The 16,367-nt window shown below is 44.4% G+C and carries 16 protein-coding genes; 1 reads left to right on the top strand and 15 read right to left on the bottom strand.

Annotation, left to right across the window (positions count from 1 at the left end; translation table 11 throughout):
* Positions 1–9: 9 nt before the first annotated feature.
* The 15 genes from FLAVO9R_RS20505 to FLAVO9R_RS00955 form a co-directional block, all read right to left on the bottom strand.
* Positions 10–513 carry a type II secretion system protein gene (locus tag FLAVO9R_RS20505; RefSeq protein WP_159528051.1) on the bottom strand — a complete coding sequence of 168 codons (504 nt, stop codon included), beginning with the start codon at positions 511–513 and terminating at the stop codon, positions 10–12.
* Positions 514–620: 107 nt separating this feature from the next.
* Positions 621–1,244: a prepilin-type N-terminal cleavage/methylation domain-containing protein gene (locus FLAVO9R_RS01020; RefSeq protein WP_159528050.1), complete on the bottom strand. Its 624-nt coding sequence runs from the start codon at positions 1,242–1,244 to the stop codon at positions 621–623.
* A 45-nt stretch (positions 1,245–1,289) separates the two neighbouring features.
* A complete protein-coding gene (locus tag FLAVO9R_RS01015) occupies positions 1,290–1,808 on the bottom strand; it encodes a hypothetical protein (protein ID WP_159528049.1) in 519 nt (172 codons plus the stop codon).
* Positions 1,809–1,891: 83 nt separating this feature from the next.
* Positions 1,892–3,118 carry a type II secretion system F family protein gene (locus FLAVO9R_RS01010; RefSeq protein ID WP_159528048.1) on the bottom strand — a complete coding sequence of 409 codons (1,227 nt, stop codon included), beginning with the start codon at positions 3,116–3,118 and terminating at the stop codon, positions 1,892–1,894.
* Positions 3,119–3,129: 11 nt separating this feature from the next.
* A complete protein-coding gene (locus tag FLAVO9R_RS01005) occupies positions 3,130–4,866 on the bottom strand; it encodes a GspE/PulE family protein (RefSeq protein WP_159528047.1) in 1,737 nt (578 codons plus the stop codon).
* A complete protein-coding gene (locus tag FLAVO9R_RS01000; protein WP_159528046.1) occupies positions 4,863–6,047 on the bottom strand; it encodes a tetratricopeptide repeat protein in 1,185 nt (394 codons plus the stop codon). The genes FLAVO9R_RS01005 and FLAVO9R_RS01000 overlap by 4 nt, the downstream gene beginning before the upstream one ends.
* On the bottom strand, positions 6,044–6,958 hold the full coding sequence (locus tag FLAVO9R_RS00995; RefSeq protein ID WP_159528045.1) for an ExeA family protein: 915 nt from the start codon (positions 6,956–6,958) through the stop codon (positions 6,044–6,046). Before FLAVO9R_RS00995 ends, FLAVO9R_RS01000 begins: the two co-directional genes overlap by 4 nt.
* A 2-nt stretch (positions 6,959–6,960) precedes the next feature.
* Positions 6,961–8,631 (bottom strand): pilus (MSHA type) biogenesis protein MshL, encoded by a 1,671-nt coding sequence (mshL, locus tag FLAVO9R_RS00990; RefSeq protein ID WP_159528044.1) that lies wholly within the window; start codon positions 8,629–8,631, stop codon positions 6,961–6,963.
* Between the two features lies 1 nt (position 8,632).
* Positions 8,633–8,974, bottom strand: a complete 342-nt coding sequence (locus FLAVO9R_RS00985) for a hypothetical protein (RefSeq protein WP_159528043.1) — start codon at positions 8,972–8,974, stop codon at positions 8,633–8,635.
* Positions 8,967–9,611 (bottom strand): type II secretion system protein GspM, encoded by a 645-nt coding sequence (gene gspM, locus FLAVO9R_RS00980; protein WP_159528042.1) that lies wholly within the window; start codon positions 9,609–9,611, stop codon positions 8,967–8,969. The genes FLAVO9R_RS00985 and gspM overlap by 8 nt, the downstream gene beginning before the upstream one ends.
* Positions 9,608–10,237, bottom strand: a complete 630-nt coding sequence (locus FLAVO9R_RS00975; protein ID WP_159528041.1) for a hypothetical protein — start codon at positions 10,235–10,237, stop codon at positions 9,608–9,610. Before FLAVO9R_RS00975 ends, gspM begins: the two co-directional genes overlap by 4 nt.
* Positions 10,234–11,199, bottom strand: a complete 966-nt coding sequence (locus FLAVO9R_RS00970) for a hypothetical protein (protein ID WP_159528040.1) — start codon at positions 11,197–11,199, stop codon at positions 10,234–10,236. The genes FLAVO9R_RS00975 and FLAVO9R_RS00970 overlap by 4 nt, the downstream gene beginning before the upstream one ends.
* 92 nt (positions 11,200–11,291) lie before the next feature.
* Complete coding sequence (locus FLAVO9R_RS00965) at positions 11,292–11,840, bottom strand: histidine phosphatase family protein (protein WP_159528039.1); 549 nt, start codon at positions 11,838–11,840, stop codon at positions 11,292–11,294.
* A 134-nt stretch (positions 11,841–11,974) separates the two neighbouring features.
* Positions 11,975–13,501 (bottom strand): glycerol-3-phosphate dehydrogenase, encoded by a 1,527-nt coding sequence (gene glpD, locus FLAVO9R_RS00960; protein ID WP_159528038.1) that lies wholly within the window; start codon positions 13,499–13,501, stop codon positions 11,975–11,977.
* A gap of 323 nt (positions 13,502–13,824) precedes the next feature.
* Positions 13,825–14,583 (bottom strand): DeoR/GlpR family transcriptional regulator, encoded by a 759-nt coding sequence (locus FLAVO9R_RS00955; RefSeq protein WP_159528037.1) that lies wholly within the window; start codon positions 14,581–14,583, stop codon positions 13,825–13,827.
* 157 nt (positions 14,584–14,740) lie between these two features.
* Here FLAVO9R_RS00955 and glpK point away from each other — a divergent pair, with 157 nt between their 5' ends.
* Entirely contained in the window at positions 14,741–16,225 is a 1,485-nt protein-coding gene (glpK, locus tag FLAVO9R_RS00950; RefSeq protein WP_159528036.1) for a glycerol kinase GlpK, read from the top strand.
* The last annotated feature ends 142 nt before the right edge of the window (positions 16,226–16,367 follow it).

Raw genomic sequence — 16,367 nt, 5'->3', positions numbered from 1 at the left:
AGGTAATATTTAGCAAGCAGTCGAGGTCAATGTGATAGTAGGTGAACCACCCGCTGCCGCATTTCTATATTCAACATAACAATTAACGTTTTCAAAACCGTCAGGGTAAATGCGAGCCCAAGTACCATTTGCACTCACATACCAATCTGTAGTGCCTTGGTCTGCAGTCGTGTTCACCGCACGAACATCCAGGTTCATGTACGAATCTAACTGCACAGTCGTTGTGTTGTTGTTGTCATCAAAATACGTGCTGTACGGGTAGCCATAACGAATGTTGATGTCAGTGCCGTTCACATTGATAGTCGTGTTGGACGATGCAGTCGCGCCAGCAATAATCGCTTTTGCATGAATAGCTTCCGAAGCACTAACCAGAGCACCTTCCACACCTTCGAGCGTGGCAATACGAGCGTCAGTTTGGAAACCTACAAACCGAGGCGCAGCAGTCACCGCTAAAATACCAAGGATAACAATAACTATGACTAGCTCAATAAGGGTAAAACCACGTTGCTGCATAAAATGTCCTTTTATTTCAATTACGTCTATTATTGCAAAAATGACGTTATTAAATATAAAACTTTAGTTTAAAAATCACTAGTTTACGTATAAAACTCAATACTTAGTTATGAGTTTGAATCGTTACTAAAAACGATAACTTGCCCTATCCGTGGGTCGTACAGAAACCCATCGCCTTGCGTATCATTGGTGGGGGTACTGTTCAGGTTTTTTATAGACTGGCTTAGGTAATAATAGCAAAGGTCATTACCACTTGCGCCGCTGCCACTACTATTTGTCGCAAAGTATCGGTAGCCGTCAAATGGTGACTCTGAAAAACTCGACGTTATGGAAGGCGCACTTTGCATTATTAGGCTAAAAATACTTTCGCAATCTAATGCGGTAATCGCCGTGTCTTGGCTGTTGCCATCACCGTTGAGCAAACCTGTTGGATAACCAGTATCCTGATCAACCGCGACATTAATGCCATCAAGTGTCACAAACGTTTGATTGGTAGACCCATTCTCTTCTGGCCGACCTTCTATTTCCCATTGGGCACGCACAAGCCCTACGCCAGTGGCGAAACCACCTGCAACCCCCTCAACAGTGGCATCTTCGGCTTGCTCAGTAATATCAAGAAAGCGGGGAATGGCCACGGCCGCAAGTAGTCCAAGTAATACGACTACAATCACCAGCTCTATTAGCGTAAAACCCGATTGTTTTCCTGCTATTTGATGCCGTTGTTTTTTCATTTGGACCACCCCAGTTTTTCTCATTATTAAAATTCGGTTTGTTTATTATTGTTCGCCTTCTGGAACCACATCACCACGAAATACAAAGTAATCAAAGTAATCCCCCGCGCTTAAGGAAAATCGGCAACGTGCATTCACGGCTTTATCGTTGACTAGCTCACCACGATAATATTCACCGCGAACATTAAAACCGTTAACTATCATAGGCACAGTTAGCAAAGCGCTCCAAAGGGACTTGCACCCCTGCGTAGACGGTGACACGGCTGGCCATCCCTCATGTCCCATTAAGACAGGCGTGCGTCCAACTTCATTACCTTGCTTATCATAGTGTGTAAGCAGGATGCGGACCGGCCGCCCTTCAGACTGCCACTTCCAATGAGCGGTTACTGCAGACTCTTCCAGCGTCAGCCCTAGCTGCCTGAGCATCTGTGCTTCAAAATTAGCTTCGCTGGTATTTAGTCGCACAATAAAAACGGCCATTAATGAAGCAAACAACGTGATCACTATGATGTTGATAAATATGGATCTGTTATTATTTTTTGCGTCTTCGCTTTTCGTCACCATGTTGCTACCCTTGCTGCTATTACTTTTTAGCAGTCATTAATTGTTCTTAACATACTGTTATAGCACATCTTTAAAATAGGCAGTTATATGCCTTTTATTGCGTTCATCATGTCCCACATGGGAGTAAAAATACCCAGCGCGAGCACCAGTACCATGGCCGCCACAACCACAATTAAAGAGGGCTCAATCTTTGCCGTCAGATTTTTAAGATCGTAGTCAACTTCGCGTTCATAGAACTCCGACGCCTCAACCAATAATTCATCTACGCGGCCTGTTTCTTCACCTACGCGAATCATCTGCATCACCAAAGGTGTAAATAATTCGCTTGCTGCACTGACTCGTGCTAGCCCCTCGCCTTTCTCAATCCGCTCGCGCATCGCAATAATTTTCTGCCCCATATACACATTTCCCACCGCGTCTGAGGTTAAGTTTAGTGCACTGGTCAAGGGGACACCCGCGCGCAACATCATTGAAAAGCTTCGACAATAGCGGCTTAGTAAAGAACGATTAAAAATACTGCCCACGATAGGTAACGACAGCTTGCGTCTATCCCAATTCAAACGTCCGACTTTCGTATTTAATGACCGTCTAACCATGTAGACAATGAATACCCCGGCGGCAATTAACACGTACCAATAGTTCATCAAGAAATCTGATGTGCCAATGAGTGCTCGGGTCATTAAAGGCAACTCGGCATTAAACTTAGAAAACATATCGGCGAATTTTGGGATAACAAAGATATTGAGCACTACAAACGCGCCAGCCAAAGCGATAAGCACAAAGATGGGATAGCGCGTGGCGGCTTTAATTTGTTTACGCGTTTCTTGTTCGCGCTCTAAATAAACCGCCAGTTGAGCAAAGGATTCTTCTAACTGACCTGTGTTTTCGCCCACATGAATAATGCTCACAAACAATTGATTAAAAATTTTAGGGTGCTGGTTTAATCCGGAAGACAAGGTGCGACCTCGCTCTAAACTCACGATAGCATCTTCAAGGGCAAGTTTGAGGCGAATAGAATTACAGGATTCAGCTAAACCAGAAACCGCTTTTAGTAACGGGATACCCGCTTTGGTTAACGAGAACATTTGTCGACAAAAAATAACTAAATCGTCCAAGGTAACTTCGGGAACAAACCAACCTTGCCAGCCAGAAACTACACTTTCTTTTTTATCGCTCATAGGGGCGATGGAAATTGGCGTTACACTACGAGCACGCAACATTGCCGCTGCACTTCCTGCATCGTTGGCGTCTAACTCTCCTTCGGTAAGGGCGCCGTTTCTTTCGCGCCCTTTGTAGCTAAACCGTGCCATCTATCATTGCCTTATTGCGCTGTTGTGTCGTCAGTGGTTTTAGAAGAGGGAGCATCTTGGGCTACCATCTCAACCAATTTTAAGACCTCTTCTACACTGGTCACGCCCATTTTTGCGTAAGTCAAGGCTGATTGGGGCAAAGAGCGATAGCCCGCGCTTTTAGACGCTGCATCACTAAACCCTTGGATATCACTGGATTTTAAATAACTCATCATGTTTTCAGTCATTTCGAGTAATTCAAAAACCCCAATTCGCCCTCTGTATCCCGTTTGGTTGCATTTCTGACAGCCACGCCCTTGTTTAAAGGCAACGTCTGCAGCATTTTCATCAATACCGTTCAACCACACCCTTTCATCATCCGTTGGCGTATAAGAGGTAGTACAATTATCACAAATTCGACGTACCAAACGTTGAGCAATAATGCCTCGAAGGGAACTTGCTACCAAGTAACCGGGCGCTCCCATATCGAGTAAGCGCACTACACTGGATATAGCATCGTTGGTATGCAGGGTGGAGAGTACTAAGTGACCGGTCAATGCGCCACGAAGCCCAATTTCTACTGTTTCTTGATCTCGCATTTCCCCCACCATAATAATATCGGGGTCTTGTCGAAGTGTGGTTCTAAGTATATTCGAAAAAGTCAGGTTTATTTTAGGGTTCACTTGCACCTGATTAATGCGGGGTAAGCGATACTCCACCGGATCTTCTACAGTAATAATTTTCGACTTCGCCGTATTTAATTCGCTCAACGCACCATACAAGGTAGTCGTTTTGCCTGAACCGGTAGGCCCGGTAACCAAAATCATCCCATGAGGACGTCGTAATAAATTTCGTAAGCGGGTTAACTGCGATGAAGGCATGCCGGTTTGTTCAAGGGTCAGTATCCCTGCAGACTGATCAAGCAAACGCATGACCACAGACTCACCACCTTGTACAGGCATGGTGGACAAGCGCACGTCTATTTTGTGCCCTTTAACTTTAATTTGAGTGCGGCCATCTTGCGGTAGACGCTTTTCGGAAATATCTAGCCCCGCCATCAGTTTTAAGCGCAGTACTAACGCCGCCGCTATGCTTTTCTCGGGAATCACTGTTTCTTGTAAAACCCCATCTACCCGCTGTCGTATTCTCAACTGACTTTCATCAGGTTCTATGTGAATATCTGACGCTTTTGCTATCACAGCATCTTCAAAGATAGATTGCAGTAAGCGAGCCACTGTTGTGTCTTGATCGCCCGCACCACCGAGATCTATATTAAAGTTATCTTCGGTATCGTATTCTTCTGCCAGTTCTTGGGCAAAACTCGCAATTTCTTGGGTTTTTCGATAGAACGTATCGTAGGCAGTAAATAGCTGTTGTTCGCTTACTACGGCAAGTTCAATTTGCCTGTTAAGCGTTTCTGAAAGGTGATCGACCGCGGTTAAATCGGCCGGATCTGACATGGCAACAAGCAGGGAATCACCCTTATCATCAATAACCAGTGCGCGATATCGTCTCGCTTGAATTTCAGGTAAAAGCAGTACGGCTTGTTGATTTACGCGGTACTGATCGATATCGATAAGCGGAACATTTAAATGCCGCGATAACAACTCAAGCATTTGGTGTTCCGTCACCAACCCCATTGAAATCAACGTGGCGCCTAACTTTCGGCCCGTACTTTTTTGCTCAGACAATGCCGTCATTAGCTCATCAGCACTGATCAAATTGTGCTGAACAAGAAGGTCGCCAAGGCGAATTCTGGGTTTATTCATTTTACTACATCCCGAAGCCGAGCTATGCGCTCTTGCACATAGTGGTGTACATCTGGTGATAGTGCCTGCTGCGTATCAATCTGAACCACTTGAGAGTAAGCACTTAACGCCAGTGCAGATTGATGCAGACTGTCAGCACTTATACCAGCACCTAGCCACCACTTGGGCTCTAAAGGTCGCCGCTTAGTTAACGCTAAATAATCATTAAGTGACTTATCGAACGCGCCATGTTGCTGCTGTAAATTCGCTCTAAAACTAAGTAGCTCAATAGACAATGGGTTGCTGGGTGAAGCAACAGCGTCACTTGCGTTTTGTATCGCTATCTTGGTTAGGCCTTGTTTTACATACAAACGCGACAACATAAGGCGAACACTGTGATCGTCCGGTGAGCTCACAAGCATCCGTTGTAATAAGGTTTGCGCTTGTTCTACTTGGCCGCTGGCAAAGAGTAACGACGCTAGCTTCTTCTTAGCCCCAGTATCGCTTGGGTCGCTTTGTACTTTCTGCTGCATCAACCCGATGGCTTCGTTGTAGTCATTATTGGCAAGGGCCAAGCGCACCTGCTCTTCTATCGCAGGCGCGTTGTTTTTGTTATCAACCTGCTTTGAAAAACGCGACTCTGTCGCCCCCTCGACTGTTTTAGAGTTATTTTCTTGCTTCGTTGTAGGCTTCACTGCAGAGGTCGTAGTAGGGGTAGTATCAGGCTTGGTATCTGGGTTAGTTGCAACAAACGATCCTGTGCTTTTTTGAGGAAAGCTAGCGCTTTGATGTTCACGCAGGGTGACTTTGGCAATTTGTGCAGACGACTGTTGCGCTATTTGTGGTGAAGTCTGCAGAGAATTATTCGTGTCGTCCTTTTGCGCCCCCCTAGCCTTACCACTTATTGGTACCGTAGTTTCAGTGCTTGATTGACTACTTTCTATCGGCAAGTTTGCCGAGCGTTGTTGTGTTGATGGAGCCTTGTCTGTATATGTAGTCGGCATTGATACCGCAGATGAAACCGATGACACGGGCTTAAGCAGCACCCACGCGACTAACGCAACGGTCACGCTAACCAACACCACCACAACAATAGTCAGCGAACTTACTGACTTTTTCTGTGGCGCCTCATATCGGGCTTGTGATTGTTCAACGCCCTCGCGAGCCTCTAAATCTTTCAGCATTTTATTCACAACACTCACGCCATGCTCCCAAACTCGAGCATACTGGCAAAGGTAACAGAAACCACCACACCGGCCGCTACCAGAGAAGGCCACAGGGCAAGAGAAGCGTACCAAGGCAGTGTAGTGGCTTCGGTGTCGGCAATAGCCAGCTTGATATGCGATACATCCACTTTGTACTTGCCTTCGCCGTACGCCAGCATCATGGCCTTATGACACAATACGTTGACCAGTCTTGGCGTCCCCTTCGTAGCCATAAACATTAGCCGGCAACATGCTAAATCGAACACCTCTTCTCCTGTGTGCCCTGCTACGACTAAGCGATGTTTTACATAATGGTATATTTGGTCGGTATCCATGTGCGACAGCGAATAACTGAATGTAATACGCTGCTTTAGCTGTCGCAGTTCCGGCATCGAAAGCTTTTGATTGAGCTCTGGCTGCCCAAATAGCACCACCTGCAATAATTTGCGGCTTTCTGTCTCCAAATTCGTCATTAAACGCAGCGCTTCAATACTTTCTACTGGTAACGCTTGCGCTTCATCAATCACCAAAACAGCGCTTCGCTGCTGGGCATTAATATCGATAAGTCGCTCTTGAATACAGTGAGTGAAACGCTGCTGATCGCAGGTTTGCCCAATATCCACTCCAAGCTCGCTTGCCACTGCACGGCGCAGTTCATCTGGGCTTAGAAGAGGGTTAGGAATATAGGCTGATTGAAAATGCGCGGGTAATTCATTAAGAAATTTCCGACAAATAAGGGTTTTACCTGTACCGACTTCGCCAGTCACTTTAATAAAACCTTCACCAGATTTAAGCGCAGTGAGTAACACCTCGCTGGCTTCAATATGGCTGGGTAGGCCGTAAAAAAAGCTGGTATTTGGCGTTAAAGTAAACGGTAGCTCTCTCATGCCAAAATGATACAAATACATACTTAATCCACATACAACCAATCCACCATGTTTTGGCGACTGGTTTCAAGTTGCTGTTCGAACGTGTCGTGTCCTACAACAGTGGGTTTGAGTAAAATAATGAGTTCTTTTTTTGTTTCGCTAACTTGGCGATTCTTGAACAATTCGCCAAACAACGGAATGTCACCCAGTATTGGCGTTTTTGATACCACATCAGTTTGACTGGTTTGCATCAAGCCGCCTATCACCACTATTTCGCCAGAGCCCGCACGTATTATAGTATCTGACTCTCGAATGGTGCTTTGTGCCAATGGTAATACAATTTGCTCATCATCCATGGTCACGACTTTCTGCTGCTCAGCAGTTTCAATAACCGATGGGTGAACATGTAATAGTACCGTGCCTTTGTCATCGATTTGTGGAGTCACATCTAGCGCAATGCCCGAGAAAAAGGGCGTAAGTTCAATATCCGGTGATATAGACGTAGTAGTGCTAGTTACCGTGCTATCGCTTGACACATCAGTGACAAAATATTCATCGTCTCCCACTTTTATAACCGCTTTTTGGTTATTAATAGCGGTCACCCGTGGGCTAGAAAGTACTTGTACATTGCCTTGAGTAGACAGTAATGACAGCACTCCAGAGAAGTCTTTGTTCAAAAATGCGAGGCTTGTCACCCCCCCCAAGGTAGCGCTGATATCATTGCCTAAAGTACCTGCAGTGGTTGAAAGTGAAAAGTCTGTATTGCCTGTGTTGGCCAATATTTCATTCCAATTAATACCTTGCTGGTAACCGTCATTCAGTTCCACTTCTAAAATACGGGCTTCCAAAATAACTTGCTTGGTTAAGTTAGCCTCTGAGATTTTCAAAAAGCGGCGTATATCAGACAATTCGTCAGGCATAGCCCGCACAGTAACTAAGCTGGCTTGCGGAGTAACAAATACAGCGCGACCGCTTTCTTTGCCTACCATAGCTTCAAGACTAACCTTCAAGTCGGCCCAGAAGTCTGTTTCGGTGCGAGTGTTTATGGTTGTGCCATTCGGGTTAGTGTTGTTTTGGCTTCCGTAACTATCGGAACTACTGAAGTTGCCGCTGTACGAGCCCGAAGAACCATTGTTGTTATTTTGATTGTTGTTTTGCGTTACACCGCCGGAGGTAATACTGGTTTGGGTTGCGCCATTTCGCTGCATGTAAAGGTAATTTACGGCAAAGGTTTCAGTACGCATACCTGCAGCCCGCACTTTGAAAACCGTTCCTGAGCGAGCAATGTCGTAGCCATATAGGTCACTTAGTAATGACATAACTTCATCTATTGTGACTTGCTTAAGTTGCAGCGATACCGCCCCAGATACTTGTGGATGAATAGCAACGCTGTAAGGCGTACCTTCGACCAAACCAGCGAAAAATGCGCTTATAGGCACGTTTTGCGCGTTTACGTCAAAACGTTGTGGGCCAAACAAACTGTTAGTTGAAGACACACTTTCGGGTTCTGCCAATGCCGCAGATACTGCAGAGGGAATGGGAGCCGGAGTATTTAACTGTGAAGATTTACGCGCTTTTTCTGCATCAATTTGTTCTTGTAAGTCTTGTTCAACCTCTGACACAAGCTGCTTTTGAGGCTCAGACGTACTCTGACAACCGGCCATCACTAACGCTATGCTTAGTAAACCAAACAGACGGGGTAACTTGCCCATTTTACAGATCCTCTGATACATTTTTTTTAATTATTGTTATTGGCGCTAAAGACAATACAGTTCGTACGGGCTTGGCATGATGCGTTTTCAAAATTACAACGGTATTCTTGGTTATGCTTTCTACTTTTCCCTCGGCGATATTATCCCCTTCTCTGACCACTTTATTGTTAATTATGGCGTGTTTACTTTGTGCAGAATACATAATTGCACTTAAAGAAAATTCCCCTTGCTGAATAGCACCAATGCCCTTCATTTTGGTATTGCCAGGGCGAGTTGGGTCTTGCTGTGCAAACAACACAAATGAGCTAAGGGTTAGTACTAACGTTAGTATTAGTTTAAACACGGATAAATGTCCTTTGCGTGCTCACGGTATAAAACTCTATCGTCACTTTTCCGTTTGGGTAATCGCTGACTTGGTAATCCATCGCTTCCCAATAAAGCTTTATATTTTCTTTTTGCGCACGTTGAAGAAAATCTCTGATATCAAAATAACTACCGCTGAAAGTAAGGGTTAGGCCATGTCGGTAAAGCGTAAGCGCCGATAAGTCTTCACGTCCAGCAAAGATATTAACAGGGGCAATAGTTGTCATAGATTCCAAGCGCACTTGTTGTGCATCTTCAAACATTCTACTAACCAAAGCCGGCATTTCATCAGGGGTGACTAAGGTTTTAAGTTCATCTCTAAATCGCTGTTCCAATACCGCATCATTTTCTTTTATTTCCGCAATGCTTGATACCAAGGCCTTATCGGGATCCTCATTTAGTGCCTCGAGGTAAATTTCCAACTGTTGGCCTAACGAAAAGGTCTGCGTTGCTTCAGACGCGAGCCTTCTTTCCAGCGATTGCGACTTTTTCCAAAGTGGCTCGATGAAAAATGTGAAACCAATGAGTACTATCACCACTAAGCCAGCGACGAAGAGCATGATGAGTTCACGGGAGCTCATGGCGGCTAATTTATTGTTCAAGCTATCTCTACTCATTCTGGTAACACCTCAGCCTCTTCTTTGGCTGGCTCACTGAGTAACTCAAAAGACAACACGCCATTTGTATTGCCATCTTCGTTGATATCTCTGCTTAATTTTATGACTTCAAATTCTTTTTCTTCAAAGTAAGTACGGTTTCCTAGTCGTTTTAACCAAGCAGGAAGTGCGCTTGGGTCATTTACCTTCCCGTATACTGACAATCCCTCACTGTGTACCACAAATCGCGTTAGCCAAAGAGAGCCATCAGCGACATCGGCAAAGCCATTCATAGCTTGGTAAAATGGCGATTGCTCTCGTGTTTCTTGCCCGCTCAATTCTTCAATAAGTAATGTTTTTTGGATTACCGAAAGGTTTAACGTCTCAAGCTGCTTAGATAAAGCATCTGATGGTTTTCTTTCGGCTAATTGAGATTTCGCCGTGGCTAAGTCTTCATCAACTTGGATAGTTCGCTCCTGGGCTTGACTCAGCGCTTCACTTTGCTTTTGAACCGTTGCGCTCAACTTCATCGTAACCAACACCACTATTAGCAATGTGAGCAACCACACTACGAGCATTGTGCCTACGTTCAACCAGCGAAACTCCGGTTTAAACTCTGGCCAATAGAGGTTAATCCGATGTCTCATTTTAGCCCTCCTGCACTACTCAGTGTAGGAGGCGCAATAGGTTGTGGTGCCAAAGCACAAAACGCAGCACTTAAGCTCACTAAGTTCAGCCGATAAATATCAATCTCTTCGCTTGCTTGAATAGGAGAAATTAACTGATCGATTTCTGCCGGAATTAACTGGCTAAGCTGCATCTTAAGCGTAGTAGAATGCGGGGAGTCTAACCGAAATAAAACCGACCGGATGGGCGGTTGGCGCAACTGACTTTCAAAGTGGTCCATTGAGCGCTGAATTTGCACACCCAAATTATCGAGCAACCCCATTTCCAACTCTTCTTTAGAGAACGAGCCTATATTTTCAAACCCTTTTAGCCGCCGAGAAGAGTAAAGGTTACCGTCCTTAACGACATTCAAAACCACTTCTTCGCCTGCTTCTTGTGTTAGCAATACGGTGGCTCCTTCCATCGATGGTACGAGCTCGCACAGTGCTAATTCAGCAGTCGTGATTTCTTTTAGGGTGACGTCAGCAGATTGAATATGGCTGACAACGTCAGCGATAACAGCTCGAGGAAGTGCGAATACGTTTACCTTATTGGTTCCTGCAAGTGGTACCGGTAAATCTACATAATCAAATACATATGATTTGTCGCTACCTAATATTTCAGCAACAGACCACTGCAGTGCACCGTGAACTTCGCCTTCCTCTACATGAGGGCGGTCTAGCTGCAACGCGTTGTACCAACTGTGTGACAAACACACGCAGGTTGAGATACCAAGGAGCTTTTTTTCCTTTAGCCAACCATGAAGCTTTTCACCCCACTTTTCTGGAGTTACCGTTTCTTCGGCCACTAAAACTATTGAATTTTGCTCACGCTTTACGATACAGAAGGATACCGACTCAGCATCAACAGAAACGCCGAGTACATGGTGCTTGGGAACACGTCTAAATTTCTGCGTTAGGTATTGGCGCCATCCAATGTGCATTGTAAAATCTTTGACCAAAAATAATAGTGTTATTACAACAAAGTAATAACAATAGCACCAGTAGACGAAAGTTGTTTATTTTTAAGAATATTTCAATTTTTTATTAGGCGAGTTACGCCCCAATATCCGTTATTTTTTTCCGTTATTTCCCAGCCTTTTTTAGCGAGAAAAACGCGAATATAACGATTACTCATACCATGTCCAAACACAACGATATGAGAATGTTTTTCTGCTTTCTTTTCGAGCTCATTTGCAGCTTTACACACCCGTTTTTTAGCTTCAACAAAAGACTCAAACCGCCCTGCTTTACCACAAAACCACATTAACCTGTTCACTAAAACCCAATGCCACGCCTTTAATCTTAGCGGTAACCTGTAATAAGGAATATCCATTTCTTTTAACTCTGGAATCACATCCACTGCGGGCTTGCCCATATAATAGTTCGCTGAAAGCTGCGCTCTTTTAAGCGGGCTAGCAATGACGTGATGCGTAGAAAAATGGCGCTTTTCATCTGGATAATAGGCATTGTCTAAAGGTGACTGATTGTATTGGCGTACCCAATTGGTAAATTCACCCGCACTTAATTTATTGTTGTGAGCAGACAACGGCTTTCCGTGCCGAATTAGAATTATTTCCTTCATTCTATCTTCCTCTTTCTTAATAACTTTAAAAACCAGTTGGCCAAATATATCGCCGTTTTTAAGTATCTTGAACATAAAAAAGCCCGCATTTTATCAACACAAAATGCGGGCTTTTAAGATTGTATAGTGAATATCTACGCAGATTGCTGCATTTCGACACTATTAGAAATACGGCTCGCAATGTAGCTTTGTAAGCTAACTTGCTCACTTTGACTCAACCGCAAACCATGTTTAGTACGGCGCCAAATGACGTCTTCAAGGGACATTGCCCACTCGTGGTTAATAAGGTAGTCAACTTCAGCTTGGTACATGTCGGCGCCAAAGTTCTCCCCCATGTTATCAAGACCGTTTTTGCCTTCAAGGAACTTAGTACACAGCATGCCGTATTGACGCGCATAGCGAACACCTACCGATTCAGGTAACCATGGGTAATCTTTTTGTAGCTGTTTAACCAAATCTGTTTTATTAGTAAAAGCGCCACCTGGAAGTGGTACATCTTTGGTCCAGGCTTTGCCTGCCTTTGGAAACAAACTAGTTAGCTTATCTACCGCATGCTCGGCCAGTTTCCTATAGGTAGTAATTTTTCCACCGAAAATATTAAGCAATATTGGCGAAGACTCAGAGCCGCTTAGCTCTACTTTGTAATCGCGAGTTAGCTCTTGCGCAGACGCATTTTTTTCTTCAAGCAACGGGCGAACGCCACTGTAACTATGAACAATATCGCTTTCGTCGACTTTCGTTTTGAAGTATGTATTAACAACATCAATAAGATATTCAGTTTCAGCTTCAGAAATAGCGGCTTGCGATGGCTCACCAACATAATTCTCATCGGTAGTGCCAACGAGGGAAAAGTCGTCTTCATAAGGAATAACGAAAACAATACGGCCATCTTTATTTTGAAGAATATAAGCCTCATCGGTGCCGTAAAGTTTAGGCACAATAAAGTGACTGCCCTTCACCATACGCATTGCATTCGGATTTTTGGTGTCGGCAAGTCTATCAAGAAAAGAAACAGCCCATGGGCCGGCAGCATTAACCACAGCCTTCGCATTAATTGTAAACGTTTTCCCTAATGAGTCTTTTAAAGTGACTTTCCATAACTTATCTTGTTTTTCTGCACTAACACATTCAGTTCGGGTATAAATGCTAGCGCCTTGATCTTGCGCCGCTAATGCATTCAATACCACTAAACGAGCATCGTCTACCCAACCATCCGAATATTCAAAACACGTTGTAATATCATTAACCAAGGGGCTTGTAGGCGACGTAGATATTTTCTTCGAGCGTGGTAATACATTACGCTTAGCTAACGAATCGTATAAGAACAAGCCGATACGAATCATCCATGCCGGACGAAGATGTTTTTGATGGGGTAAACGAAAACGCAAAGGCCACATAATATGTGGGGCTTTTTCTAATAGCACTTCACGCTCTGCGAGTGCTTCTTTTACAAGACGGAACTCATAGTGCTCTAAATAGCGTAAACCACCGTGAATTAATTTACTGCTAGATGAAGACGTTGCACCTGCAAGATCGCCTTTTTCACATAATGCTACCGAAAGTCCGCGACCGGCCGCATCTAATGCAACTCCGGCACCATTTACACCGCCGCCAACCACTAATACGTCAACGGTTTGTGTACTATTTGTATTCTGTGTCATGTTCTTGCCCCTTTCGGCATCACTAGCATGCTGGCTATTTGACAACCAAAAAGAAAACATGTCAACACAAAACGAACATTAACGAACATTGATGTGCAATTTTAACTTACGTTATTGAAGTGCTTTCATACAAAAACATCTCTTTATGGAATTATCTTTTCGCAGATGATCGGTTGTAATCATATAGACATAAGCTTACTTATCCGAAGCAGTGAATACGTAACTAACAAGGAAGTTAGCCTTTGTTACAGTGCCAAGTTTAGTGCCGAGATGTGCATGTAGGTGTTAGACCGTCAGTTAGTACAATGGAGCAAGTTGTGCGCTTACGCCTTAATGAAACTAATGTTGTTTTCGTCAATAATTTTTTGAATAGCGGGAGGGGGAGTTTGCTCGCATACCAGGCAATCTACCTGAGAGATATGCCCTTGTTCGACCATGGCTCTGCGCTCAAACTTACTATAGTCTGCCGCAAGAATGACGTGTTGGGTATGTTCCAATATCGCTTGCGATACCTTTACTTCTCTAAAGTCAAAATCGAGCAATGCACCATCGGCGCTAATACCACTTATCCCTATAATGCCGTAATCCATTCGAAATTGACTGATGAAGTCGCAGGTTGCTTCCCCAATGATACCGCCATCTCGGTAACGCACTTCGCCTGCGGCGATAATAACCGAGAAGTCTTCTTTGGCAGAAAGAATAGTCGCGACATGAATGTTATTCGTTACCACGTGCAAGTTTTTATGATTAAGCAACTTGCTTGCGATCATCTCGGTGGTAGTGCCAATATTTATAAATAAAGAAGCCCCGTCGGGGATCATGCTAGCCACTGCCTCAGCGATTCTTTCTTTTACTTCGCTGTTTTGTGTTTTGCGTTCTTGATAAGGGGTATTTTCCCAACTTCGATTGAGCCCAGCACCACCATGGTATCGACTAACAATACCGGCCTCGGCGAGCTGGTTAAGATCGCGGCGAATAGTTTGGGGGGTAACGTCACAGCGAGTGACCAAGTCGTCAATAGACATGAAGCCATTTTGTTTGATAAAGCTAACAATTTTTTCGTGTCTTTGCGTTTGGTTCATTGGGTGATTCCTTGTGGCGATTTAGCCATTATACGTGGTTCACCTTTGCCTGCCTATGGCAATTCGAACACCCAAATGTTCGTTTTCGAAAATATAGCATTGTTAAACAGGTGTAAATGGTGCAAACTCTTAGCAAATTATGTTCAGGAGACGTGTCATGGGCCAATACATTCTTGCCATAGACCAAGGAACCACGAGTTCACGTAGCATTATCTTTGCGCCAGACGGCGCCATTGTAGCCGTTGCGCAACAAGAGTTTTCTCAGAAATACCCTCAAGATGGATGGGTTGAGCATGATCCTGAAGAAATTTGGGAAAGCGTAACCACCACCATGAAGCAGGTGTTTGATAAGTGCTCGTTATCACCTGAAGATATCGCTACAGTTGGCATCACTAACCAACGCGAAACCACATTGGTTTGGAACAAAGACACAGGAAAGCCCGTGTACCCAGCCATTGTATGGCAAGACAGACGTACCGCTCAGCAATGTCGAGAGCTCGATGACGATGAAAGTTTGGTGGCGCATATCACAGAATCCACAGGTTTGTTGCTAGACCCTTATTTTTCAGCCTCTAAATTGGAGTGGATCTTAGATAATGTAGAGGGTGCTAGAGAACAAGCCGAAGCAGGCGAGCTTCTTTTTGGTACGGTGGACACCTTCTTAATTTGGCGTTTAACCAATGGCGAATCACATAAAACCGATGCCACGAATGCTTCACGCACCATGCTGTTCGATATTAATGAACAATGCTGGAACGAGCGATTACTCAGCACTTTTAATATACCCAAAACAATGCTTCCTGAAGTCATGGATTGCGCTGATGAATTCGGGACTATTAGTCAAGATATTATTGGTCAAGCTATTCCAATTCAAGGCGTTGCGGGCGATCAACAAGCTGCATTAGTAGGCCAAGCTTGCTTCGAAAAAGGCATGGCAAAAAGTACTTATGGTACGGGTTGCTTCATGATTTTGAATACAGGCGACAAGCCTCTTCAATCTAAGAACCGCCTACTAACTACGGTAGGCTATCGTTTAAGCGGGAAAACCACATACGCCTTAGAAGGCAGCATCTTCATGGCAGGCGCTACCGTACAATGGTTACGAGATGGCTTGAAGCTGATTGACGATGCTTCCGAAACCGAAGCCTTGGCGCAAAGAGCACGACAAGATAATGGTGTTTTCCTTGTTCCAGCATTTACCGGATTAGGTGCACCTTATTGGGATCCCGATGCACGAGGCGCAATTTTAGGCCTAACTCGAGACACCGGTATTAGCGAAATTGTTGCCGCGGGTTTGCAATCGGTATGCTATCAAACCAAAGACTTACAAAAGGCCATGGAAAGTGATGGTGCACGGCCAACAACTATCCGCGTAGACGGCGGGATGTCTCGAAACGATTGGGTAATGGGCTTCTTGTCTGATGTATTAGGCGCCGAAGTTGAACGCCCTGAAATTACCGAAACCACCGCGCTTGGCGCCGCATTCCTTGCTGGCCTTCAAGCTGGCATATTTTCGTCGGTAGATTCCCTTACCGAGTGCTGGAAAAGTGACAGTATTTTCACACCTCGGCTTTCAAAAGAAGAGCGTGATAAGGCCTATGACGGCTGGAAAAACGCTGTTGCTCGCATTCGCTGCAGTTAATTTACTCCTCCCTTATATGGCGCGGTAATAAACCGCGCTTTTAATATAAAAAAATATTTTTATAACATTGTCATTACAATGTAAATTTGTGTTACTATCAAAAATTAAGGAAAACGTTTACCTTTTTCCTTAATTTTTAAAA

This window comes from Alteromonas sp. 38, from assembly GCF_902506055.1.
Classification (GTDB): Bacteria; Pseudomonadota; Gammaproteobacteria; order Enterobacterales; family Alteromonadaceae; genus Alteromonas; species Alteromonas lipotrueae.
The sequence above is the reverse complement of the archived record's forward strand: the minus strand, read 5'-3'. Positions and strand labels throughout refer to the sequence as shown.